This window comes from Paenibacillus sp. ACRSA (assembly GCF_022346845.1).
Taxonomy (GTDB): Bacteria; Bacillota; Bacilli; order Paenibacillales; family Paenibacillaceae; genus Paenibacillus.
Genome location: NZ_JAKRNP010000001.1, coordinates 238,086 through 261,348, shown reverse-complemented (window position 1 = coordinate 261,348; position 23,263 = coordinate 238,086). Strand labels below are relative to the sequence as shown.

Annotated in this window: 26 protein-coding genes; 25 read left to right on the top strand and 1 reads right to left on the bottom strand. The window is 45.1% G+C overall.

Features of this window, described 5'->3' with window-relative positions:
• Positions 1–85 precede the first annotated feature (85 nt).
• From rpsA to MH215_RS01150, 14 genes are all read left to right on the top strand, one after another.
• The gene (gene rpsA / locus MH215_RS01215) at positions 86–1,300 is read left to right on the top strand and encodes a 30S ribosomal protein S1 (RefSeq protein ID WP_239287154.1); all 1,215 of its coding nucleotides are present in this window, start codon (positions 86–88) and stop codon (positions 1,298–1,300) included.
• A gap of 186 nt (positions 1,301–1,486) precedes the next feature.
• On the top strand, positions 1,487–2,809 hold the full coding sequence (gene der, locus MH215_RS01210; protein ID WP_239287152.1) for a ribosome biogenesis GTPase Der: 1,323 nt from the start codon (positions 1,487–1,489) through the stop codon (positions 2,807–2,809).
• 11 nt (positions 2,810–2,820) lie between these two features.
• Positions 2,821–3,444, top strand: coding sequence for a glycerol-3-phosphate 1-O-acyltransferase PlsY (plsY, locus tag MH215_RS01205; protein ID WP_056696688.1), 624 nt, complete (start codon positions 2,821–2,823; stop codon positions 3,442–3,444).
• A complete protein-coding gene (locus MH215_RS01200) occupies positions 3,437–4,477 on the top strand; it encodes an NAD(P)H-dependent glycerol-3-phosphate dehydrogenase (protein WP_239287150.1) in 1,041 nt (346 codons plus the stop codon). The genes plsY and MH215_RS01200 overlap by 8 nt, the downstream gene beginning before the upstream one ends.
• A gap of 96 nt (positions 4,478–4,573) precedes the next feature.
• Positions 4,574–4,849 (top strand): stage VI sporulation protein F, encoded by a 276-nt coding sequence (locus tag MH215_RS01195; RefSeq protein ID WP_056696692.1) that lies wholly within the window; start codon positions 4,574–4,576, stop codon positions 4,847–4,849.
• 172 nt (positions 4,850–5,021) lie between these two features.
• Positions 5,022–5,201 carry a DUF2768 family protein gene (locus MH215_RS01190; RefSeq protein ID WP_056696694.1) on the top strand — a complete coding sequence of 60 codons (180 nt, stop codon included), beginning with the start codon at positions 5,022–5,024 and terminating at the stop codon, positions 5,199–5,201.
• 87 nt (positions 5,202–5,288) lie between these two features.
• Positions 5,289–5,906 (top strand): hypothetical protein, encoded by a 618-nt coding sequence (locus MH215_RS01185; protein WP_239287148.1) that lies wholly within the window; start codon positions 5,289–5,291, stop codon positions 5,904–5,906.
• A 17-nt stretch (positions 5,907–5,923) separates the two neighbouring features.
• Positions 5,924–6,277 (top strand): 2Fe-2S iron-sulfur cluster-binding protein, encoded by a 354-nt coding sequence (locus MH215_RS01180; protein WP_239287146.1) that lies wholly within the window; start codon positions 5,924–5,926, stop codon positions 6,275–6,277.
• A gap of 79 nt (positions 6,278–6,356) precedes the next feature.
• Positions 6,357–7,127 (top strand): hypothetical protein, encoded by a 771-nt coding sequence (locus MH215_RS01175; protein ID WP_239287144.1) that lies wholly within the window; start codon positions 6,357–6,359, stop codon positions 7,125–7,127.
• Between the two features lie 482 nt (positions 7,128–7,609).
• The gene (gene spoIVA / locus MH215_RS01170; protein ID WP_056696702.1) at positions 7,610–9,088 is read left to right on the top strand and encodes a stage IV sporulation protein A; all 1,479 of its coding nucleotides are present in this window, start codon (positions 7,610–7,612) and stop codon (positions 9,086–9,088) included.
• 218 nt (positions 9,089–9,306) lie between these two features.
• Complete coding sequence (locus tag MH215_RS01165; protein ID WP_056696704.1) at positions 9,307–10,401, top strand: sugar ABC transporter substrate-binding protein; 1,095 nt, start codon at positions 9,307–9,309, stop codon at positions 10,399–10,401.
• 168 nt (positions 10,402–10,569) lie between these two features.
• The gene (locus MH215_RS01160) at positions 10,570–12,087 is read left to right on the top strand and encodes a sugar ABC transporter ATP-binding protein (protein WP_239287142.1); all 1,518 of its coding nucleotides are present in this window, start codon (positions 10,570–10,572) and stop codon (positions 12,085–12,087) included.
• Positions 12,084–13,070: an ABC transporter permease gene (locus MH215_RS01155; RefSeq protein WP_056696708.1), complete on the top strand. Its 987-nt coding sequence runs from the start codon at positions 12,084–12,086 to the stop codon at positions 13,068–13,070. The genes MH215_RS01160 and MH215_RS01155 overlap by 4 nt, the downstream gene beginning before the upstream one ends.
• Before the next feature lie 218 nt (positions 13,071–13,288).
• Positions 13,289–13,561 carry an HU family DNA-binding protein gene (locus tag MH215_RS01150; protein ID WP_024630670.1) on the top strand — a complete coding sequence of 91 codons (273 nt, stop codon included), beginning with the start codon at positions 13,289–13,291 and terminating at the stop codon, positions 13,559–13,561.
• Between the two features lie 67 nt (positions 13,562–13,628).
• On the opposite strand, the gene MH215_RS01145 is transcribed toward MH215_RS01150, so the two are convergent.
• Entirely contained in the window at positions 13,629–13,790 is a 162-nt protein-coding gene (locus tag MH215_RS01145) for a hypothetical protein (protein WP_239287140.1), read from the bottom strand.
• Positions 13,791–13,939: 149 nt separating this feature from the next.
• Between MH215_RS01145 and mtrB the strand changes: the two genes are divergently transcribed.
• From mtrB to aroB, 11 genes are all read left to right on the top strand, one after another.
• Positions 13,940–14,161: a trp RNA-binding attenuation protein MtrB gene (mtrB, locus tag MH215_RS01140; RefSeq protein WP_056696710.1), complete on the top strand. Its 222-nt coding sequence runs from the start codon at positions 13,940–13,942 to the stop codon at positions 14,159–14,161.
• A 98-nt stretch (positions 14,162–14,259) separates the two neighbouring features.
• Entirely contained in the window at positions 14,260–14,811 is a 552-nt protein-coding gene (locus MH215_RS01135) for a hypothetical protein (protein WP_239287138.1), read from the top strand.
• Between the two features lie 103 nt (positions 14,812–14,914).
• Positions 14,915–15,778: a heptaprenyl diphosphate synthase component 1 gene (locus MH215_RS01130; protein ID WP_239287136.1), complete on the top strand. Its 864-nt coding sequence runs from the start codon at positions 14,915–14,917 to the stop codon at positions 15,776–15,778.
• Positions 15,779–15,789: 11 nt separating this feature from the next.
• The gene (locus MH215_RS01125; protein WP_056696715.1) at positions 15,790–16,518 is read left to right on the top strand and encodes a demethylmenaquinone methyltransferase; all 729 of its coding nucleotides are present in this window, start codon (positions 15,790–15,792) and stop codon (positions 16,516–16,518) included.
• Positions 16,511–17,377: a UbiA-like polyprenyltransferase gene (locus MH215_RS01120; protein ID WP_056696717.1), complete on the top strand. Its 867-nt coding sequence runs from the start codon at positions 16,511–16,513 to the stop codon at positions 17,375–17,377. The genes MH215_RS01125 and MH215_RS01120 overlap by 8 nt, the downstream gene beginning before the upstream one ends.
• 2 nt (positions 17,378–17,379) lie before the next feature.
• Entirely contained in the window at positions 17,380–17,997 is a 618-nt protein-coding gene (locus MH215_RS01115; RefSeq protein WP_056696719.1) for a UbiX family flavin prenyltransferase, read from the top strand.
• Positions 17,998–18,330: 333 nt separating this feature from the next.
• Positions 18,331–19,305, top strand: coding sequence for a polyprenyl synthetase family protein (locus tag MH215_RS01110; protein ID WP_239287134.1), 975 nt, complete (start codon positions 18,331–18,333; stop codon positions 19,303–19,305).
• A gap of 160 nt (positions 19,306–19,465) precedes the next feature.
• Positions 19,466–19,909, top strand: a complete 444-nt coding sequence (ndk, locus tag MH215_RS01105; RefSeq protein WP_056696723.1) for a nucleoside-diphosphate kinase — start codon at positions 19,466–19,468, stop codon at positions 19,907–19,909.
• A 24-nt stretch (positions 19,910–19,933) separates the two neighbouring features.
• A complete protein-coding gene (locus MH215_RS01100) occupies positions 19,934–20,728 on the top strand; it encodes a CheR family methyltransferase (protein WP_056696724.1) in 795 nt (264 codons plus the stop codon).
• A 265-nt stretch (positions 20,729–20,993) separates the two neighbouring features.
• Positions 20,994–22,163, top strand: coding sequence for a chorismate synthase (aroC, locus tag MH215_RS01095; protein WP_056696727.1), 1,170 nt, complete (start codon positions 20,994–20,996; stop codon positions 22,161–22,163).
• Between the two features lies 1 nt (position 22,164).
• The gene (gene aroB, locus MH215_RS01090) at positions 22,165–23,259 is read left to right on the top strand and encodes a 3-dehydroquinate synthase (protein ID WP_239287132.1); all 1,095 of its coding nucleotides are present in this window, start codon (positions 22,165–22,167) and stop codon (positions 23,257–23,259) included.
• Positions 23,260–23,263 lie beyond the last annotated feature (4 nt).

Genomic DNA, 23,263 nt, shown 5'->3' with positions numbered 1-23,263 from the left:
AGCATCTAGTACTGAAAGTGTTTTGAACTCTGCTATAGGCAGGTTTGAATATAATGGGGTTTTTGAATTGAGGAGGGTATTTGACATGTCGGAAGAAATTAAAAATCAAGAAGCAACCCAAGATGAGTTGGATCAATTCGTTTCCTTGAAAAAGGGAGATACCGTAAAAGGAACCATCGTCAAATTGGAAGATAACCAAGCTTATGTAAGCATTGGATATAAATATGACGGTGTTATTCCAATTCGTGAATTGTCCTCTTTGCATGTAGACAGCGCGTCTGATGCAGTTGAAGTTGGGCAAGAAGTTGAGGCAAAAGTCCTCACTATTGACGACGAGAAAGAAAAACTCGTTCTGTCTAAGCGTGCAATCGACAGCGAAAACGCTTGGGATCAATTGCAAAAGCATTTTGAAGACCAAGACGTATTTGAAGTTGTTGTAGCTGATGTAGTTAAAGGCGGTTTGGTTGCAGACGTGGGCGTGCGTGGATTCATTCCAGCATCCATGGTTGAGCGCCATTTCGTTGAAGACTTCAGCGACTACAAAGGCCGCACACTGCGTGTTAAAGTGAAAGAGATCGATCGTGAGAACAATAAAGTGATCCTTTCCCAAAAAGACGTATTGGAGCAAGAATTCGAAGCAAACAAAGTCGAAGTTATGGCTGGTTTGCAAGAAGGTCAAGTTATCGAAGGTACAGTTCAACGCTTGACACAATTCGGTGCATTTGTTGATGTAGGCGGAGTTGATGGCTTGGTTCACGTATCCGAGCTTGCATGGACTCACGTTGAAAAACCATCTGACATTCTGTCCGAAGGTGACAAAGTTAACGTGAAAGTGCTCAAAGTTGATCCTGAAAAAGGTAAAATCAGCCTGAGCATGAAAGCTGTTCAACCAGGTCCTTGGGAAACAGCTGGCGACAAATTCAATGCTAGCGATATCGTAACAGGTGTTGTAAAACGTCTGGTTGACTTCGGGGCATTCGTTGAGATCGCTCCTGGCGTTGAGGGACTTGTGCACATCTCACAAATCTCCCACAAACACATCGGCACTCCACATGAAGTGTTGAAAGAAGGTCAAGAAGTTCAAGTTAAAATCTTGGACATGAACCCTTCTGAACAACGTGTAAGCTTGAGCATCAAAGAAACAGAAGAAGCTCCAGCCCAAGCACCTAAAGCAGAAAGACCTGCTAGAAACAATGCTCCACGTGAAGAAATCAACAACCCTAACGTTTCCTTGAGCAATCAAGGTATGAGCACTACGCTAGGCGAACTGTTTGGAGACAAACTCAGCAAATTCAAATAAGTTATCTGTGCATGGTTCTTAGTTATATACTGCATATTTTGCTGAACAATAAAAGCAAGATCGGCGAGCCCCAGGCGGGTTCGCCGATTGTTGTTATTACGAGGATAACGGTACGAAAGGTTAGCCAAGACAAGTGTTTTTTGCTATGATGAGTATCGTAAAGTATGGACAGGAGGAGTGGAATGTATGGCAAGACCCGTTGTGGCAATTGTCGGACGACCGAACGTGGGTAAATCCACTATATTTAATCGGATTATCGGCGACAGGCTGGCCATTGTGGAAGACAAGCCGGGCATTACCCGAGATCGGATTTATGGAATCGGTGAATGGAACGGCAAAGCATTCAGTATTATCGATACAGGTGGTATCGAGATTGATGGCGAGGACGTTATTATGAAATCCATCCGCATGCAGGCAGAACTTGCGATTGAAGAAGCGGATGTTATTGTATTTATGTGTGATGCCAAAGCGGGTATTACGCAAGCGGATGAAGAAGTTGCAGAGATGCTGTACCGCTCAGGTAAGCCTATCGTTGTAGCCGTTAACAAAGTGGATAATATCGGGCGCAGCGAACTGATTTATGAGTTCTATGGTTTCGGGTTCGGTGATCCAATTGGGGTCTCAGGTAGCCATGGTACAGGCGTAGGTGATCTTCTCGATGCAATCGTAGAGAAGTTACCAGAACTTGAAGAAGAGACGTATGATGATGATGTTATTCGTGTAGCACTGATCGGCCGTCCGAATGTAGGTAAATCCTCACTTGTGAATGCGATCCTGGGCGAAGAGCGGGTTATTGTTAGTGATGTTGCGGGAACTACGCGTGATGCCATTGATACCCCGTTTGAAAAGGATGGTCAGCGTTATGTATTAATCGATACAGCAGGTATGCGCAAACGTGGTAAGGTGTACGAAACGACTGAGAAGTATAGCGTTATGCGTGCGATGCGTGCTATTGAACGTGCCGATGTTGTTTTGATTGTTATTAATGGTGAAGAAGGCATTATTGAACAAGACAAACATATTGCAGGTTATGCATTTGAAGCAGGCAAAGCTTCACTGTTTGTAGTGAACAAATGGGATGTTGTGGACAAAACAGATAAGACCATGAATGAATTTGAGAAAAAAATTCGGGATCACTTCTTGTTTATGACGTATGCTCCCGTGGTCTTTTTGTCAGCCAAAACAAAACAACGCTTACAAAAATTGCTACCGGTTGTTCAACATGTGGCTCAACAACATGCACTACGTATTCAGACGCATCTGCTTAATGATGTCGTATCTGATGCTGTTGCGATCAATCCACCACCAACGGATAAAGGTCGCAGAATGAGAATTAACTATGTCACGCAGGTAGCAGTTAAACCTCCAACAATGGTTATTTTCGTAAACGACCCAGAGTTGATGCACTTCTCATATGAACGGTACCTGGAGAATAAAATCCGTGGTGCGTTCGACTTTGAAGGTACGCCAATTCGTATATTTACTCGGAAGAAGTCCGACGAAAGTTAGGGGAGAAGTTTGTGATTTTACAAATCGCAGCGATTGTACTGAGTTATCTACTCGGTTCAATCAGCTTTAGTGTCCTCCTTGCCAAGGCGATTCGGGGGATCGATATCCGTCAACACGGCAGCGGTAACGCAGGAGCTACGAATACATTGCGTATTCTGGGGAAAGGGCCAGCTATCCTGGTTCTGCTCCTTGACGTGCTCAAAGGGATCGCTGCGGTATGGATCGGAGTTTGGCTTAGCGGCGGTTCGGAATGGATTCCAGCGATCTGTGGTATAGCAGCTATTGCAGGGCATAACTGGCCACTATACTTCCGTTTCCGCGGGGGAAAAGGAATTGCAACGGCGATTGGTGTACTTGCCACACTCTCTCTTGTTCCTGCATTGTGCGCCGGAGTTTTCGCAATCCTGTCCATCGTATTGACACGGTATGTTTCATTGGGATCACTGATCTTTGTTGCATTGACACCTATCTTTATTCTTGTTTTACCCGGATATTCAATGACCATCTTCTGGGGAAGTCTGATTATTTGTCTGTTTGCATTCTGGAGACATCGTACCAATATTGCGAAGCTCGCCAAAGGACAGGAAAATAAATTGGGATCGAAAAACCCTGGAGGGGGAAAACGCGTTGTCTAAAAAAGTTGCTGTACTGGTTGCGGGCAGTTGGGGAACTGCTCTTGCCAGTGTGCTCGCTGCGAATCAGTTGAATGTAATGATGTGGACACGTGGGGAAGAACAAGCTGCGGAAATTAATGAGCAGCATACGAATGCTCGCTTTCTCCCTGGTGCAGAACTATCTCCGCTGATTCAGGCAACGACGGATATGGGTGCTGCGGTTGAAGGGGCATCAGCAATCGTCATTGTAGCACCTTCTTCAGCAATGAGAGCGGTGGCACAACAACTTAAGGCTCACTACAAGCCGGAAATGCTCGTTATTCACGCAACCAAAGGGTTTGAGACGGAGAGTCTGAAACGGATGTCAACCGTTATCTCCGAAGAGCTTGAATGTGAAGAAGGACAAGTCGTTGTCCTCTCAGGTCCGAGTCATGCGGAAGAAGTGGTGAAGCGTTGCCCAACAACAGTAGTTGTCGCATCACTGGACAAGACTGCTGCTGAGTCAGCCCAAGGATTGTTTATGAATGCCTATTTCCGGGTGTATACGAACCGAGATATGCTTGGTGTTGAATTGGCAGGAGCCTTCAAAAATATCATTGCACTAGGTGCGGGAATGTCCGATGGACTTCAGTTTGGTGATAATGCCAAAGCGGCGTTATTAACACGTGGTCTTGCTGAAATTACACGCATTGGTGTGGAGATGGGTGCGAATCCACTGACGTTCTCTGGTTTGGCAGGGATCGGCGATCTGGTCGTTACAGCTACCAGTCAACACAGTCGAAACTGGAGAGCAGGCTCTATGCTGGGTCAAGGTAAGAAATTAGACGATGTTTTGAACTCAATGGGCATGGTGGTTGAGGGAATTCGTACTACACAGGCTGCTTATTTTATTTCACAAAAATATAATGTGCAGATGCCAATTGCTGATCAATTGTATCATGTTCTTTTTCAGGAGAGACTGCCACGAGATGCGGTTGAGGCGCTGATGGGCCGAGATCCCAAAACGGAGATGGAAGTCATGAAACTTGAAACTTGGGAGCAATGGCACTCCTAATCGGTGTGTCTTGTTGAACGGATATTGAAGCTTATTCACCTTTTCTGTGGTGCACTCATACTATACACATGAGTATTACCGGAGGAGGGGAGACGAATGGGTAACAATATTTCTAAGGATGCACTGAAAGCGATCAACAAAAAAACAGGCAAAACGATTACGGAAGGTGCTGTCAAGAAATTGGCCAGTACAGTGAAACCATCCACAATGCAGAACGAAGCTCAGTTGCGCCAATTGATTAAACAGGTATCCGCTATGGCGAAAGTTCCGGTGTCGGAAGATACGGTTCAGGATATTGTAAGTGCGGTCAAGAAGAGCGGATTGAACCCGAACAGCATGGAATCGCTTATGAAAATGATGATGAAAAAATAATAGATCGTGCCTGCATAGGCAGTGGATGAATAAGATGAGAAAGTGAGCTGGCTTCTGCCAGCTTGCTTTTTGTCTTTTTTTTGGAAAAAACCGTTGAATTTCGTGTTATAATAATTGCAATTGTCACGGTGTCAGTGATGAATTAACGGACTGAAGGGGAGACTGTTGGATTATGAGCGCAATGGACAAGATGTGGCTGTCATTGGTTGCGATTCTGATTATGGGTTTATCTGTATTCCTGATTACGTTTGCTCGTGCCAAAACGAAAGGTATTATACGCGGGGTATTGTCCCTTATTGCATTTCTGATTATGTTAATTGGCTTTTTCGGCGGAATTGCATCTCTAACCTGAGCCTATCCAGAGCCTGAGGGATAACATCCGAATAAGCACATCATAAGAACTGACACAATGAACACGGATGAAAGAAGGTGAGCCCGGATGGAGCTGAATAAAACGGGGGAACGAACAGCGGATTATCCGGAATTACATGCTGCTCTGCTGGAAATCGCGAAGGGCTGGAGTAATGAACCATTCACATGGCTGCTTGGCGGGAGTTGTGGGCTGCTATTGCAAGAGGTAGAATTGCAACAGGCGCCAAGAGACATTGATATTTATGCGGATATTGCTGCGGCCAAAATGTTACATAGAACTGTACCTGGAACAATTCTGGATGAACCACAGATCGATAAGACAGGTCCGTACGCTTCCTTACTTAGCCATTACCAGGTGGGAGAGTGTGCGTTGGAACTGGTCGGTGGTTTTGAGATATGGGCAAGAAAGAGCTGGTATCGGGTAGAAATTGATCGTTTACTCGCTGCACATGCGCCCTGTGTACAGATGGGTGCATTCACAGTCAAACTAATGCCGCTAGCTCATGAATTGTTATTCAACGTATTGAGGGGACGCGCGGATCGGTATGAAGCAATTGCGAAGCAGATTCGGAAGCAGCCACATGAACACCAATCCCTCATGCTTCAACTTAGTGAGCAAAATGTGTGGACAAGTCGTTTTCGATCCGAAGTTAGTGAACTTATCGGGTTTGATTGGAATGCGTAATAGAAAGGAGGGAGCACATGGAGCAGATCATTACATTTTTGCCTGATCAGAAGAGCATTCGTTTGAAAGCAGGCGTAACCTTACTGAATGCCGCACGTCGTGCAGGCGTAAAAATAACGACGCGTTGTGATGGGAAGGCGGCTTGCCTGATGTGTAAGGTGAGAGTCGATGAAGCGTATGCCCATGCGTTGTACCCTCCGACCGATGCAGAGAAACGTAAACTGGGGCAGTTATTGGAACAAGGAACGAGACTGGCCTGCCAAGCCAAGGTCGGGGCTTCAGTGTCTGTTCACGTGCCTGAAGATCCTCTCAAAGCCGCGATTCGCAAACAGCTGGAGCGTCAGCAGCAGGAAGATGATGACTGGTTCTAAACTTATTCTAGTAGCCAGCAAGTTTAACAATTTTTTTGGTTAATTACGTTGTACTTCATGAGATCCAAGGAGGATACGGATGATCAAGAACTCGTCTAATACGCAGTGGAGTAGAAGAAGTCAGCACATTAACATTTTATTCTTATTTCTGTTATTTGCTTTTGTGGGTAGTGGCTGTATGTATCAATCTCAAAGTGGAGCAGATCCCAAAGTCGCTTATCGGGAAAGTGTTAGCCGAATACAGCTTGCAGTGGAAGCCTTTCAGCAAGATCAGGGAATATTACCTATCCTTAATGCCGATGAGGAAACGCCCAAATTCGAAAAGTTCAGAGTTGATCTGGCTAAGCTGAAGCAGCAGGGGTACATCGATGAAATACCGTTAACGGCTTTTGAGAATGGTGGTAGCGCTTACTTCCTAATTCAAAATGAAGAGGTAGAGCCTACGATCAAAGTTATGGATCTGCAGACTGTGCAGAAGGTTAATGATGTACAACGAATGGTTAACCAGTATAAGTCCGTACATAATGGCAAGTTACCTCTAGGAGAAGAGTTATATCCTGGTCTGCATGTTGTAAATATGAAAGAAGCTGCTGTTGCTGGGGCACCTGAGGTAACACTGAACAGTGTGTATTCGGGGCAAGAGCTGCCCTTTATGGTGGATGAGGTAGGCAATGTATATGTGGATTATGCTTTTGACATTATGCAGGCTGTGGAGAAATCAGAAGAATCACCTACAGAAACGACGGACGTAAGGGACTATCTGTTGGAACACTCGTATTTTGTCCCTGTAAAATCAGTCACTTATGTTTGGGAGAGCAATGCTCCTGTAGCAAAAAGTAATTCATTATAATCTATATGAGATAAGTTTCACCTAAAAGGGAGAGTTCCGATCCAAGGAATATCTCCTTTTTGGTATACGTTGGTTCGAATAAGGCCGGGTTCCTTGACTGTTAGGCGTCTCCAATGAAATTCAAAGAATCCAATAAAAACGAAGCGTCATAAATATTGCACAGCGCTCATAAGGTAGATTGTAATAAAGACGCGCAGTCCGGGAGCTGGGCAATTTTCTGAGGACAAAAACCTTAAGAAAAAAACAAAAATACGCGTCATAATGCTGCATACGGATACATAAGATGATACTAGTCCAATTGCATGTACGAGTTAACGCCGCTTTCGCCGGTTTCATCAGAATGCAACGTTCGGCGGCGGACGACTTCCGGGCACTCACAAAGGCGGCTCTACCGTTGCAGGGATTTCAGTCTTCTGATTGAAAAAACGAAGCGGATGCTCTTTAGCATTTTTCCTTCGGAGTAATTTAGGGAGGGGATTTCATTGGAGAAAGTAGACATTTTTAAGGACATTGCTGAGCGGACCGGAGGGGATATCTATCTCGGGGTTGTCGGCGCAGTCCGGACGGGGAAATCAACATTTATTAAACGATTCATGGAAACAATCGTACTGCCTAACATCGCAAGTGAGGCTGATCGTGCCCGTGCAGTGGATGAACTTCCACAGAGTGCAGCAGGTAAAACGATCATGACCACCGAGCCGAAATTTGTACCTAATAACGCAGTTCAGATTAAAGTCGCCGAGGGATTGGATGTCAATGTACGTCTTGTGGACTGTGTAGGTTACGCTGTAGAGGGTGCTAAGGGATACGAGGATGAGAATGGCCCACGTATGATCTCTACACCTTGGTTCGATGAGCCAATTCCGTTCCAGGAAGCGGCAGAGATTGGCACACGAAAAGTCATTCAGGAACATTCTACACTGGGCGTTGTTGTTACAACAGATGGTACAATCGCTGAGATTGCACGGAGTTCCTATGTAGAGTCCGAAGAGCGTGTTATTGCTGAACTGAAGGAAGTGGGTAAGCCGTTTGTGCTCGTCATCAACTCTACTCGTCCGCGCAGTGAAGAGGCACTTCAATTGCGTAACGAGCTTGCCGCGAAATACGACATTCCAGTGATGACGCTGAGTGCAGCGACAATGACGGAAGACGATGTGACAGGTGTTCTTCGTGAAGTATTGTATGAGTTCCCAGTACATGAGGTGAATGTGAATTTACCGAGCTGGGTTATGGTGCTGAATGATACACACTGGTTGCGTAGCAACTATGAAAATTCTGTCCGTGACACTGTGAAGGATATTCGTCGATTGCGCGATGTGGATCGAGTGGTAGCCCAGTTCATGGAATATGAATTCATTGACCGTGCTGGACTGAGCGGAATGAATATGGGTCAGGGTGTAGCTGAGATTGATCTGTATGCACCGGATGAGTTATATGATCAGATCCTCGTGGAAGTTGTGGGGATCGAGATTCGAGGCAAAGATCATCTGTTACAACTGATGCAAGAATTCTCTCATGCCAAAAGAGAGTATGATCGCTTCGCTGAAGCACTGGAGATGGTCAAAACGACCGGCTACGGCATTGCGGCACCTTCTCTGGCTGAGATGGCGCTGGATGAACCTGAACTGATTCGTCAAGGGACTAAATTCGGAGTTCGCTTAAAGGCAACCGCACCTTCCATCCACATGATTAGAGTCGATGTGGAGTCTGAATTCGCACCTATTATCGGTACGGAGAAACAGAGCGAGGAACTGGTGAGATACCTGATGCAGGACTTCGAAAATGATCCGATCAAGGTATGGGATTCAGATATGTTCGGACGTTCCTTGCACTCCATCGTGAGAGAAGGCATTCAGGGCAAGATCGCTATGATGCCGGATAATGCACGCTATAAGCTGCAGGAAACGCTCGGAAGAATCATTAACGAAGGATCAGGCGGATTGATCGCCATCATACTGTAAAATCAAAGACCGCAAGGGATGCCTTGCGGTCTTTTTAATGTTCTTTTTTCTTGATTCTGGTGGATTTGGATGGAAGTCTAGCTTTCCTGAAAAAAACTTAGCGATTTTTAGCTTTAAATTACTAAAACCCATTTACATACTAGGGATTAGCCGTTATATTAATATTCAACTATTGTGATCAAGATCACACAGAGAGAGAATGACTAGGGGGAATAGAGATGAAGAGAAAAGCTACGAAATGGGTTTGGTTAAGTGTACTGCTCGTGTTTACATTGGCACTGTCCGCATGCGGAATTAAAAAAGAGCCAGCAGCGACACCAGCTTCTGGCGCGGAGGACAAGCCTGCGACTGAGGCAGTTACTGGCCCGCTAAGTGGTAAACGGGTTGCTCTGATTATGGAATTCAACACAGGTACATTCTCACAACAATACGTACAAGGTGTTCGAGAAGAAATTGAAAAATTCGGCGGCACGCTGACGACGTTTGTTGCCGATAACGATAAAGCGAAAATGGTATCATTGCTCGATAGTGCGATTAACCAAAAGTTTGATGCCATTCTGACGGATCATGGTGATTCATTGCTTGAACCAGGTGTCAAAAAGGCTGTAGAACAAAACATTCCAGTTGTTGTATTTGATGCGGATATCAGCGTTCCGGGTGCTACAGTGCTGTCTCAGGATGATCAAAAGATGGCGGAGCTTACCTTAGAACAAATGAAAAAAGACATTAATGGTCAAGGTAATATTGTTAAAGTATGGGTAGCTGGATTTGCACCGATGGAACGACGTCAGGTGTCATACGCTAAGTTTATGAGTGAAAATCCTGATATTAAAGAAATTGCAACATTTGGCTCTGCTCAAAATCCAGCACTTGATACTCAAGCAAAAATGGAAGCAATTCTGAAGCAATATCCAAAAGGTGAAATCACTGCAGTGTGGACAGCATGGGATGAATTTGCTAAAGGTGCAGCACGTGCAATTCAACAAGCTGGTCGTGATGAAATTAAAGTTTATGGTATCGATATGAGTGATGAAGATTTACAAATGATCCAAGATCCTAAAAATCCATGGGTTGCATCTGCAGCGGTTGATCCAACTGACATTGGACGAGTTCAAGTTCGTTATGCTTATCAGAAGATTAATGGTGACGAGACTGAGGATGCAGTGGTACTCAATCCGGTTTATGTACAACGTGAAGCATTGCCTGAGAAACAAATTTCTACTTCCGAGCTGTCAGAGTATGTAGAAGGCTGGGGTGGAAGTACGCAGGGTATCAAGGATTGGATGAAGGATTACGGCATTACTGCCAAATAAACCTGATCCTGTTGTTCATTAATAGCAATCAACAAGCGTTAGTCGAGCGCGCCGAGAGGCGCGCTTTTTCCAGCAACAGAAGATCAGACGAACATAAGTTAGTACGCTCTAACGAATAAACAAAAAAATAACAAATACACCCATAGGAAGTGATTGGAGGTATACATCATGACAACGGCATCTATTCTGCTGACAATGGAACATATCCATAAACAGTTTGCTGGCGTTCCTGCACTTAAAGATGTGAATTTCTCTGTAAAAGGTGGAGAGATTCATGCACTTCTTGGAGCTAATGGAGCCGGAAAGAGTACATTAATGAAGATTCTATCCGGTGCTTATCCGCTGGATCAGGGCACGATTAACCTGAACGGCCAGATCCTACGCTTGAACTCCCCAGGTGATGCCAAAAGCCAGGGGATCCACTGTGTGTATCAAGAAGTGGATGCAGCCCTAGTGCCTCAATTAACCGCAGCAGAGAATATTATGTTAGATCAACTTGCCTCTTCTGCTGGGGGGTGGTGGAAGAGTCCGCGAAAATTGCAGCAGCGCGCTAGCGAGGTGTTGAAGCAGTTGGGAGCAGACATTTCTGTGCACAAGAAAGTGGCCGACCTTACACTTGCAGAGAAACAGATGATTTTGCTCGCGCGTATCTTGGTTCAAGAAGCCAAGGTTATTATTTTTGACGAGCCGACTGCCCCCCTTAGTCAGGAAGAGACCGATGCATTTTTTCGTATCGTTCATTTGCTGAAGGATCGTGGAGTCGCATGTATTTTCATTACTCACCGCCTTGTTGAAGTCACGAGTCATTGTGATCGAGTAACGGTGATGAGAGATGGTCAACATGTGTTTACGGGGGATACGAATGGACTGACGATTAACGATCTAGTTACTCAGATGTTAGGTAAGTCCTTTGATGAAGAATTTCCTAAGATCGAGGCGCCAGTTGGTGATCTGTTGCTCGAAGCGCGTGGGCTCCGTCGTGGGCTTAAGGTTAAAGGTGTTGATCTTTCCGTACGCCGAGGTGAGGTGCTTGCTGTAGTAGGGCTTGTAGGTGCGGGCAAGACGGAATGTTCACGACTCTTAATTGGAGCAGACCGGCTGGAGGCAGGCGAGATTCGGTTGAACAATAACAAGCTTCGAATGGCTGAACCCGCTGATGCTGCGGCAGTGGGAATCGTCTCTGTGCCTGAAGAACGTCGTAAGCAGGGTATCCTGATTCATGAGAATGTTGAACGCAACTTAAGCTTACCATTGCTTAGCAGGCTCAGCAGGCTTGGCTTTGTAAGTCGTAAAAGGGAACGAGAGAACGCGGAATCATTGATTCAGCAACTTGGTATTAAAACCTCTTCTGTTCGTCAGGAGGTTAAGTATTTAAGTGGCGGTAACCAGCAGAAGGTAGCCATTGGTAAATGGCTAAACGCGGAGGCCGATGTATTTATTTTTGATGAGCCAACAAAAGGGGTAGACATCGGAGCTAAAAGTGATATTTTTCGGATCATTAACCAACTGGCTCTTGCAGGAAAAGCGGTCATTTATTTCACATGTGAATTGGATGAAGGACTTGGCATTGGAGACCGGATTGCTGTGATGTGTGAAGGCGAGATTGTAAAGGAATTCAAACGAGGCGAAACTAACCAAGAACAGCTGCTATACTATGCAAGCGGTGGACAAGAGGTGCAAGCATGAAGGACAAATCATTAGATTTTGCGTTCCGTTATGGAGCGATTATCGTTATTATTGGTGTTATTGCATTTTTCGGCATTAAATTGCCTTATTTCTTTACGTACAGCAACTTAACCGATATTCTAGGTTCTATCTCGATCGTGACATTCGTGGCGATTGGTGTCACATTATCTCTAATTGTGGATGGATTCGACCTTTCTGTAGGCGCAACTGTATCACTAACGACGGTGGTTACTGCCTCTTTGATGATCTGGTACCAACAGCCGTTAGCAGTCGTTATCATCGTTCCGCTGGTGATCGGCGCTGTCATTGGTCTTCTTAATGCGCTGCTTATTGTGAAACTGCGTATCCCTGATCTACTGGCTACACTAGCCACGATGTATATCATCGGTGGGATTCACAAAACGTACGCACAAGGCTATACCATCTATAATCACATGCAATTTCCGGATGGAAGCAAAGCTGCGGGGGAGATGGATCCAACGTTTTTGCAGATTGGACAGGGTAAATGGCTGGGCATGCCGATTTCAGTTATCCTTTTGCTCATTGCGGTAATCGGCGTTCACATCTTTTTAACGTATACGAAGTATGGTCGCCAAATGTACATTACGGGGGGGAATGAAGAGGCTGCAAGATTGTCTGGAATCAAGGTGAAAAAGGTAAGAACACTAGCCTATGTGGCAGCAGGTGTGTTTGCTGCAATCGGTGGTATTATCTATGCTTCCAAGGTTGGTTCTGGTCAGATTGATGCGGGTTCTCCGTTGTTAATGGAATCCGTAGCGGCTGTATTTGTAGGGTTCTCTGTGTTCGGTGCGGGTAAACCAAACGTGATTGGAACATTTATAGGTTCGGTTTTAATTGGTGTCTTGGTCAATGGTTTGACGATGATGAATGTACAGTATTTTACACACGATATTGTAAAAGGTGGCGTTCTTGTCCTAGCCTTAGCCGTTACATTTTACGTGTTAAACCGCAACCGCACTTGAAATTGTGTGCTGTCTGTATTAGTATAAAATTTGTTCCGCGTATGGAGCGCGCTTGGTTTCAGGCGGCATTCTGCCGGAAAGAACTGTTAACCGCAAGCGGAGAATGGTGTTCATCACGCTCAAGATGTACGTAGATTTTTTGCGTATGAACGTATATTTCGCGATAAAACGGAAACACAGTATAACATTCAGGACATTGATTCAGGAGGTGAAAACAAATGAATAAATCAGACTTGATTACACACGTGTCTGAAGCTACTGAACTGTCCAAAAAGGATGTAACGAAAGCGGTTGATGCCGTGTTCGAAGCAATCTCTGAGGCTCTTCAAAGCGGAGACAAAGTACAATTGGTTGGTTTTGGGAACTTCGAAGTTCGCGAACGTTCTGCTCGTAAAGGACGTAACCCGCAAACAGGTGAAGAAATCGAAATTCCTGCGAGCAAAATTCCTGCATTCAAACCAGGTAAAGCGCTCAAAGACGGAATTAAATAAGATTTCTACATATTCCATATGTCGACAAAAAGACCGTGACTTGTTCACGGCCTTTTCTTTTGCCCTTTTAAAGTGGATCTGAACGGCTGTCTGACGGATTCGTTTCTTCCGGCTGCAGGCTATAAGCGATTAGAATCAGTTCTTTGCCTGCGGCATCAGAGAGATGCTGTTCAACCTCTTGAATCTGGTGCACATGTTCTTCTGTTAGTGTTGCTGGAGTGTATTTCAAGAGTAATTCTCCTTTCTGTAACTAGATATTTTGTAGTATGACCCGTCATTGAATAATTGTTGCGTTCCATATGGATAGGACTCTGTTGACAAATGCAACGATTTTAATCATCATTAACGCTATTGAACTAGGAGAGGGGACGTTACGTGATGGACCATCCAACCGGCAGTGATTATATTGTTATTCGAGCGGAGGAGAACGGTGTACAGGTAATCGGCTTAACTCGGGGCCAGGATACGCGTTTTCACCATACAGAGAAGCTCGACAAGGGAGAAGTGATGTTTGCTCAATTCACGAATCATACTTCTGCCATCAAAATCCGGGGCAAAGCTACACTGATTACCAAGCATGGTGAAATTCAGTCCGAATAATGAAAATTGCAGGCATAGCCTGCTTTTTTTCATTGTACAATGAGGTATGAGCCTTTACCGGACAGACTACACTAACAGGTGAGGGCAGGGAGGCGTTTATGAAACCCGGAATGATCCTTACGACTTCAGTGTTAGCAACGGTTGCGGCAGTTTTTCTGCTTGTGGCGATACAGAATTTACATATACGTACATGGGGCGAGGATCACGTACTGCCAGTCACAGCAACAAAAGCACCAGACGAATTGTCCGATGGAAATTTGGTAGATGTGCTAAATTCTATGCATTTAACAACTCCCATCGCAAGAGTAGAATGGAAGCAATCCATTTTGAAACTCGACTTAAAGGTAATTGGAACGGGAACAAGTTATAGTGAAATATACGCCAACATGGCTGCGATTGCCGAGCTGAGTTTTCGGAGCTTGGACAATGTGGAACAAGTATTGCTTCGTGTTATGGCCGAGGATGAATGGCTGCATAAACAACATCTGTTGCTTGCCGCAGATATTCGCCGTAATGAATGGCCGATGGAAGCAATTGATAGCCTTCGAAATTGGAATAGTCCAGCGTTATCTGACGAATTAAAAGCCTGGTTTCATATTATGGAGACGGAACTCTGGAGGAAGCAGTTCGAAATGTTGAACCAGGGGTAATAGAATAGCAGGATTCAGTGCGTGTCCGATAAACATATGCTATAATATATAAGATTGTAGTGCAGAAAAAGGTTTAACAATGCAAAGTCTCGGAGGCTGGAGAATGAATTCATATCGCGTACCCCAACTAGCAAAAAAATATACGGATTACGACATGATTCGACAACATACGGAAATACCACCGTTTCCGGATAGCCGAGCGCGTCTGTTGCAGGTGTTTGTGAGCCGCACAGATGAGAAGCAGCATGATGAAATTTATGCTTTAGCTACCTCGCTCGTTCAGTTGGCCATGGATACGCATGATCGTATTGATACTTTATCCGGAGCACGTAGAGAACAGGAGATGCGATCTCGTCAGTTGAATGTGCTCGCTGGCGATTATTTCAGTAGTCGATTCTATCAATTGCTTGCCCATGCCAACCGGATTGAAATGATCGGTAAACTTAGTGGTGCAGTCGCTGAGGTTAACGTGGGTAAGATGTCATTATATGAACGTATGAAGAAGCTCGTCGTTTCGCCTGATGAATACTTACGTGAAACGGTACAGCTGAAAATGCAGCTGTTTCTTTCTTTTACAGACATAATCAGAGAAAAGGATCAGTCGATCTGGAAGCATCTGCTTGCTGAATTTAGCACCTGTGAGAACATTGTGGCAGAATTGCAGAAGCTAAATGATGAGAAAAGCTTTGTTTACAGTTATGCCTTCTGGAGTATCAATGAACAGGGCAGTGATGAGGAACGGAAGGTTCTTCTTCAACCTGAGCCAGATATGCGTGCGTGGGCTGGACTGGTTCTGAAGTATCGAATTGGTGAAATCTTGCTGGACAAGCTTCGTAATAGCACACACCGCATACAGCAATTATTGCAAGATAAGGTGGAGGGTGAAAGTTTGCATGAAGTGCAGGCAATTTTGGAACCTTACCTCACCTATTTGCAGCCTTCACATGCGGTAGTTAGGGAAGATTGAGGGGGAGACGAATGGGTAGCACAGAGACCAAACCGAAAGAAGAATTTGTCCATTCGGTTTTTCAGAGTATTGCGGGTAAGTATGATGTCATGAATGATATCTTAAGTTTTCGTAGGCACAAAGCTTGGCGTAAGTTCACCATGAAAAAGATGAACATGTCCCAAGGAGACACAGGGCTTGATCTGTGCTGCGGAACCTGCGACTGGACGCTTGCCATGGCGGAAGCAAGTGAAACGGGTCACATGCATGGTCTCGACTTCAGCAGTAACATGCTGGAGGTAGGTCAAACGAAGATTAATGCAGTGAATCGTGATAAGCAGATTACACTTGTGCAAGGGAATGCAATGTCACTTCCATTTGACGATAATACGTTTGATTACGTGACGATAGGTTTTGGTCTTCGAAATGTACCGGATCTGAGACAGGTTCTGTCTGAGATGCAACGAGTTGTGAAGCCAGGAGGCAAGGTGGTATGTCTAGAGCTATCCAAGCCAACATGGCAGCCTTTTAAAGGCATTTATTATTTTTATTTTGAACATATGTTGCCTAATATGGCCAAGCTATTTGCTAAGCGTTATGAGCAGTACAAATGGCTACCAGACTCGCTGGCACTATTTCCGGGAAGAAAGGAACTGGCGAGCATTTTTGAAGAAACCGGATTACAGCAAGTGCAGGCCTATCCTCTGACCGGAGGCATCGCGGCACTGCATATTGGAACCAAGGAGAATCAGCATGTTTAGGAAAATTCGTATCTTTTTAGAAATGATCAAGATTGAACACACGCTTTTTGCATTACCTTTTGCTTTTATGGGAGCTATTCTCGGTTCCATGTTAGTCAATGGCACATTTCCATCCTGGATGCAAATCTTCTGGGTACTACTAGCTATGGTAGGTGCGCGAAGTGCAGCATTTGGTCTCAATCGTATTATTGACCAGGCCATTGACGGCAAGAATCCGCGTACGGCAATGCGAGCTATTCCGGCTGGATTGCTGAAGAACGGCGAAGTTATTATTTTCATTATCGTCTCATTTGTATTGTTATTCTGGGCATCATCCAATCTTAATGTATTATCCATGCAATTGTTGCCTATTGCTGTATTTATGCTAGTACTGTATTCATATACCAAACGATTCACATGGCTATGTCATATCGTGCTTGGTATGACGATTGGTCTTGCTCCACTTGGAGGCTGGGTCGCGGTTACGGGTTCGATGGATTGGACAGCTATTGTACTCTACGTTACGATTGTATTCTGGACAGCAGGCTTCGATATCATCTATGCATGTCAAGATCTGGAGTTTGATCAGGGAGAAGGCTTACATTCCATTCCTTCTCGCTTTGGATTGATTAAGTCGCTGAAGATCGCAAGGTTCTTCCATATCATTACGGCGATCGGTTTCTTAGCACTCTTGTTAATGACGGATCTGAGCTGGTGGTATGGTGCCGGTATGTTGATTACGTACGGTATTCTATTCTATGAGCATTACATCGTATCACCTAATGACATGAGCCGAGTTCAAACGGCATTCTTTACGATGAATAGTGTGCTCAGCCTTGTGGTGTTTACGTTCACTTTGATTGATCTGGCGGTGAAGTAACGATGCAGCAGCCGGACAATAAACGCCTCGTCGTTGGTATAACTGGAGCCAGTGGAAGCATTTATGGCATTAGGCTGATTGAAACGTTACTTGATCTGAACTACACAGTGCATCTCGTGATTTCTAATGCGGGCTGGCGTGTGTTGAAAGAGGAAATGGACTGGGATATTACGAGCCGTGACGCTGTGCTTGAGGAAAAATTCGGCGGTCGTTCTGGCTCAATCATCTACCATCCCGTTAGCGATATTGGAGCTTCCATTGCAAGTGGATCTTATCTTGCCGATGGTATGATTATTATGCCTTGCTCCATGGGAACTCTCTCATCTATCGCGCAAGGATCATCTGATAATCTGATGTCTCGCGCAGCTGATGTGATGATGAAGGAAGCGAGACCGTTAATTCTCGTTCCACGAGAGACGCCGCTGCATGCAATCCATTTGGAGAACATGTTGAAGCTATCTAGATTAGGTGTACGCATGATTCCGGCGATGCCGGCTTTTTATTACAAACCTCAGAGTATGGAAGAGTTGATTATGTTTTTGGTGGGTAAGGTGCTGGATAATCTGCGCATACCGCATCAGCTCTTCAAGCGATGGGGAGAACCGGATGAACGGGGTTAACAACTGGAAGCTGGCTATGTTCCTGTGGCTAGTAAGAAGATTATGCTTCTGTTGTTGCCCCGCACCCGGGGTATTGGTGAGTGCTGATGATTGCTCGAGATGGCACACAGCCTTGACCCATACTCCGGCAACTTCTGTATCTTTGTTTCAGAATACGTCGAAGAGTTTAAATCCCGGATGTCGGTCATGGCATTCGAAGAAATGTGGCACGACATATAGAACACAAGTAGGGACGGCGAGCCCGGGCTTTCGTTATGCCTGCAGGCCGGAATTGCTGGAGGGGAAGGTAAGCATGGATTTTTGGACTGACAATACGCTGATACGGGTGAACGAATGAAACTATTAGATATTTTCGGGTTGCTAAAAAAAGATATGGATTACATTGAAAAAGAGTTATATCGCAGTGTTCAAGGGGAACAAAAGTTACTGAGTGAAACCTCACTCCACTTGCTCAAAGCAGGTGGGAAACGTTTGCGCCCAGTATTTGTGCTGCTTGGTGGGAAATATGGTACATATGATATTGAGCGGCTGAAGCTCATTGCGGTTCCGCTCGAATTGATACATTCGGCTTCCCTTGTACATGATGACGTCATTGATAATGCGGCAACCCGTAGGGGTAAGCCGACAGTGAAATCCAAGTGGGATAATCGGATTGCTATGTACACCGGGGATTATATTTATGGGAAAGCGCTCCAAATGACAGCCGGTTTATCCGACCCGGCAATTCATCGTATTCTGGCCAAGGCAATGGTTCAGATGTCCATCGGGGAGATGGAGCAGATTCGCGACTTTTTTAACACTGGACAAAGTGTACGTAATTATCTTCTTCGTATTCGGCGTAAAACGGCGTTGCTGATAGCAGTGAGCTGTCAATTGGGAGCTCTTGCGACTCGTGCACCCAAGGAAGTTTCTTCTCTGCTATATACCTACGGATATAATGTGGGCATGGCGTTCCAGATTCAAGATGATGTGCTGGATCTAGTCGGAACAGAGAAGCAACTGGGTAAGCCTCCGGGCAGTGATATGAAGCAGGGAAACATTACGCTACCTGTGCTCTACGCATTACAAGAACAGCAGTTACGTGAACCACTACTAGAAGAAATTGCTCGTGTCCAGCACGAGGACGGACGTGCAAGCGCATCAGATGCAATTGGAATGATTCGCCAAAGTCAAGGAATTGCTAAAGCAGAAGCACTCGCTGACCGATATATGAAGAAAGCGCTCGATGCTCTGGATCAGCTGCCTAACATCAAGACCAGCAAGAATTTACGTGATATTGCTCATTTTGTCGTTAAACGTACTCATTAATATCAGGTGTCGATTCAATTCAGGATTGGCATTTGAATGACTCATGAACGAATGTAGAAGTGACAATCCTCATTGGGAGGAAATGCACTTGTATGTTACAATCAAAGGGATTGCGTCTACATATTGAAATAACTTTGAACCGTGAGTGAGGAGTGAGCCAATGGATCGTACATTTTTAATGGTGAAGCCTGATGGTGTGCAGCGTGGTTTGATAGGGCGTATTGTTAGCCGTCTGGAAGACAAAGGGTTTAAAATGGTTGCGGGCAAGCTGGTGCAGATGACGGAGGATCAGGCTAAACGACATTATGCCGAACATGAAGGCAAGCCGTTCTTCGATGAATTAGTTGGATTTATTACATCTGGACCTGTATTTGCGATGGTTTGGGAAGGTGACGATATCGTGGCATTAGCGCGGATCGTAATCGGCAAGACCAATGTGAAAGAAGCAGCTCCAGGTACTATTCGTGGAGATTTTGCTAGTCACACACCGCATAACCTAATTCATGGGGCAGATTCGCCGGAAAGTGCTACCCGTGAAGCAGCAAACTTCTTTAGTTCTGAGGAATTGGTAACGTACGACAAGAGCATCGCAGCCTGGTTGTAATTTATTAACCAGAAGGGTGATACGATGCTGGAGCAGGAACAACAACTAGACCCGGATTATACCGGATTCATTCGTAAAATCAAAGAGAGCACAGGCATTGACCTTGCTCAATACAAGGAAGGCCAGATGAAAAGACGGCTGACAACACTTCGCAACAAAAACGGATTTAATACATTTTCTATTTTTTTTGATGCAATGCAGAAGGATAAGTCCCTATTCTATGAATTTTTGGATCGTATGACGATTAACGTATCCGAATTCTGGCGTAATCCGAATCGTTGGGAAGTGCTTCGGGATCAGATTTTACCTGAACTGGTAGGTTCCAAGCGTAAAGCTAAGGTATGGAGTGCGGCTTGTTCAACAGGTGAGGAACCGTATACGTTAGCTATGATTCTTGATACGATGGGGATTCTCAAGGATAGCTCGATCACAGCAAGTGATTTGGACGAAGGAGCAATTGCCAAAGCCAAAGAAGGTCGTTATATGGAGCGTTCGCTCAAAGATGTACCTAAGGAAACGGCTGAGCGATACTTCAAGCAGGATGGCTTGGTGTACCGAATTGATGAGAAGCTCAAAAGTTCGGTTAAGTTTGTGAAGCAAAATCTGTTGTTGGATCGTTTCGATGATGGGTACGACCTGATTGTGTGCCGGAACGTAATGATCTATTTCACTGAGGAAGCCAAAAACTTGTTGTATCACAAGTTTGCAGCAAGTTTGCGTCCAGGCGGTGTTTTATTCGTGGGTAGTACGGAGCAGATTTTCTCTCCTGGGCAGTATGGCTTGGAGACAGCGGAAACATTCTTTTATCGTAAGAAATAAGTTCATTTCGCAATTAATAAATATTGTTCATAGCCGTCTGGGTTACACATGTTCATGTGTATGCTCAGGCGGTTATTTTGCAAAGCAAGGAGAAATGAATCGAGAGCAGTACAATAATTCAGAAGAATGAACGGAGTCGAAAGTTCGTTTTGATGCAAGAAAACGTGTGCTTTCTTGTCAAAGCGGGTCAGCTATACTATAATGAGCAAAGAAATTATGGGATTTTAGCAATGTGCAGTTTAACAGTTTAAAGGGGGAACGTATTATGAGTTTACGTTATTTGACCGCAGGGGAAACGCACGGACCCCAATTGACCGCTATTATTGAAGGATTGCCGAGCAATCTGAATATTGATTTTGAAGAATTGAACTTCCAGCTTCACCGTCGTCAAAAAGGATACGGTCGTGGACGCCGGATGCAAATTGAAAAGGATCAGGCAACGTTCGTTGGTGGAATTCGCCATGGATATACAACAGGAGCACCTGTAGCACTTGTTGTTGAAAATAATGACTGGAAGCACTGGCAGAAGATTATGAATATTGAGCCAATCGAAGGCAGTGACGAAGAGAAGCGTCGTGTGCATCGTCCACGTCCAGGACACGCTGATCTTAACGGTGGACTCAAATATAACCTGAAGGACTTGCGTAACGTACTAGAGCGTTCTAGTGCACGTGAGACTACAGTACGTGTAGCATGTGGTGCAATTGCACGACAATTTCTAGCAGAATTCGGAATCAAAGTTGCTGGACGTGTCCTACGTATTGGAGAGATTGAGGCTCCGTATCGTGATCTGCCAATTGATGAATTGATCGAGGTAACAGAAGCTTCGTCAGTACGTGTAACGGACGCAGAGACGGAGAAGAAGATGGAAGCATACATTGATCAAATCAAACAAGAAGGCGACTCGATCGGCGGTATTGTTGAATGTATCGTTGAAGGAGTACCTATTGGTCTCGGTAGTCATGTACAGTATGACCGCAAATTGGATGCCCGAATTGCTCAAGGTGTAATGTCCATTAATGCCTTTAAAGGGGTAGAAATCGGAATCGGGTTCGAAGCAGGTACGATTCGTGGATCCCAAGTGCATGATGAGATTATGCATACGGATGAGCGTGGCTACCATCGTGCTACGAATCGTTTGGGTGGGTTCGAAGGTGGTATGACTAACGGCATGCCTGTCGTTGTAAGAGGCGTAATGAAGCCAATTCCAACTCTTTATAAGCCGCTTCAGAGCGTGGATATCGATACGAAGGAAGCTTTTTCAGCTCAGGTTGAGCGTTCTGACGCATGTGCAGTTCCAGCAGCGAGTGTTGTTATGGAGCATGTGGTTGCATGGGAGATCGCAAAAGCATTCCTAGAGAAGTTTGGTGGAGACTCCATGGAGGAAATCCGCGCGAACGTTGCAAGCTACCAAGCTCAATTGGAGAACTACTAAAATGCGCCAGTTAACAGTTCAATTGGAGGAAAGATCATACCCGATTCTGATTGGTTCTGGTTTATTGGCACAAGCACCTCAATTTTTTGAGCAGTATGGTCTAACGAAGAAGAGCCCGCTACTCATTATTACGGATGCAAATGTGGCTCCTAAATATTTGTCCATGCTTGAACAAACGCTGAGCACGGCTGGATTTACAGTTGTCTCAGCCGTTGTTCCTGCTGGTGAAACATCGAAGTCACTATCCGTTTACCAAGACATGATGACAGCTGCAATTGAAGGCAAGCTAGATCGAAGCTCAGCCATTATTGCTCTGGGCGGTGGTGTGGTAGGAGATCTGGCTGGATTCGTTGCAGCTACATATATGCGTGGAATCAAGTTCGTTCAAGTACCAACAACGATCCTGGCTCATGATAGCAGTGTAGGCGGTAAGGTTGCTGTCAATCATCCGCTTGCCAAAAATATGATCGGTGCATTCCATCAGCCGGAGCTCGTGCTCTATGATGTAGATACACTGCAATCGCTGCCACCTCGTGATGTATCTGCTGGTTTATCCGAGATGTTGAAGCATGGCTTGATTCGTGACGAAGCGTTTGCACATTGGTGTGAAGAGCATGCAGAGCAGCTGCTTGCACTTGATCCAGAAGCTCTTGGGTATGGACTTGAGCGTGGATGCGGAATTAAGGCAGAGATTGTATCTAGAGATGAACGCGAAAACGGAGAACGTGCGCTGTTAAACCTGGGTCATACGATTGGTCATGCCATTGAAGCAATTGCTGGATACGGCGAATTCCTGCATGGCGAAGCTATCTCAATTGGTATGGCTGGATCAGCATTACTTGGAGAGAAGCTGGGTGCCCCAGCGGGACTGTATGATGATACGATCCGTATGCTTCGTGCCTTACGCCTTCCCGTAACTTTGCCGAGCCATCTGGGTACAGATGCATTAATGGAAGCGATGATGCATGACAAAAAGTTCCGTGAAGGACATATGGTCTTCATTATTCCTGATCGAATTGGCGCAGCTCGAATTGTAAAAGACGTGCCTGTGTCAGCTGTCATCGAAGTGATTGAATTGCTTAAGAAGGGAGATTAACAAC

Coding starts and splice junctions, on each gene's coding strand:
- rpsA (WP_239287154.1), top strand. CDS start 86: ATGTCGGAAGAAATTAAAAATCAAGAAGCAACCCAAGATGAGTTGGAT.
- der (WP_239287152.1), top strand. CDS start 1,487: ATGGCAAGACCCGTTGTGGCAATTGTCGGACGACCGAACGTGGGTAAA.
- MH215_RS01195 (WP_056696692.1), top strand. CDS start 4,574: ATGGGTAACAATATTTCTAAGGATGCACTGAAAGCGATCAACAAAAAA.
- MH215_RS01190 (WP_056696694.1), top strand. CDS start 5,022: ATGAGCGCAATGGACAAGATGTGGCTGTCATTGGTTGCGATTCTGATT.
- MH215_RS01185 (WP_239287148.1), top strand. CDS start 5,289: ATGGAGCTGAATAAAACGGGGGAACGAACAGCGGATTATCCGGAATTA.
- MH215_RS01180 (WP_239287146.1), top strand. CDS start 5,924: ATGGAGCAGATCATTACATTTTTGCCTGATCAGAAGAGCATTCGTTTG.
- MH215_RS01175 (WP_239287144.1), top strand. CDS start 6,357: ATGATCAAGAACTCGTCTAATACGCAGTGGAGTAGAAGAAGTCAGCAC.
- MH215_RS01165 (WP_056696704.1), top strand. CDS start 9,307: ATGAAGAGAAAAGCTACGAAATGGGTTTGGTTAAGTGTACTGCTCGTG.
- MH215_RS01160 (WP_239287142.1), top strand. CDS start 10,570: ATGACAACGGCATCTATTCTGCTGACAATGGAACATATCCATAAACAG.
- MH215_RS01155 (WP_056696708.1), top strand. CDS start 12,084: ATGAAGGACAAATCATTAGATTTTGCGTTCCGTTATGGAGCGATTATC.
- MH215_RS01150 (WP_024630670.1), top strand. CDS start 13,289: ATGAATAAATCAGACTTGATTACACACGTGTCTGAAGCTACTGAACTG.
- mtrB (WP_056696710.1), top strand. CDS start 13,940: ATGGACCATCCAACCGGCAGTGATTATATTGTTATTCGAGCGGAGGAG.
- MH215_RS01135 (WP_239287138.1), top strand. CDS start 14,260: ATGAAACCCGGAATGATCCTTACGACTTCAGTGTTAGCAACGGTTGCG.
- MH215_RS01130 (WP_239287136.1), top strand. CDS start 14,915: ATGAATTCATATCGCGTACCCCAACTAGCAAAAAAATATACGGATTAC.
- MH215_RS01125 (WP_056696715.1), top strand. CDS start 15,790: ATGGGTAGCACAGAGACCAAACCGAAAGAAGAATTTGTCCATTCGGTT.
- MH215_RS01120 (WP_056696717.1), top strand. CDS start 16,511: ATGTTTAGGAAAATTCGTATCTTTTTAGAAATGATCAAGATTGAACAC.
- MH215_RS01115 (WP_056696719.1), top strand. CDS start 17,380: ATGCAGCAGCCGGACAATAAACGCCTCGTCGTTGGTATAACTGGAGCC.
- MH215_RS01110 (WP_239287134.1), top strand. CDS start 18,331: ATGAAACTATTAGATATTTTCGGGTTGCTAAAAAAAGATATGGATTAC.
- ndk (WP_056696723.1), top strand. CDS start 19,466: ATGGATCGTACATTTTTAATGGTGAAGCCTGATGGTGTGCAGCGTGGT.
- MH215_RS01100 (WP_056696724.1), top strand. CDS start 19,934: ATGCTGGAGCAGGAACAACAACTAGACCCGGATTATACCGGATTCATT.
- aroC (WP_056696727.1), top strand. CDS start 20,994: ATGAGTTTACGTTATTTGACCGCAGGGGAAACGCACGGACCCCAATTG.
- aroB (WP_239287132.1), top strand. CDS start 22,165: ATGCGCCAGTTAACAGTTCAATTGGAGGAAAGATCATACCCGATTCTG.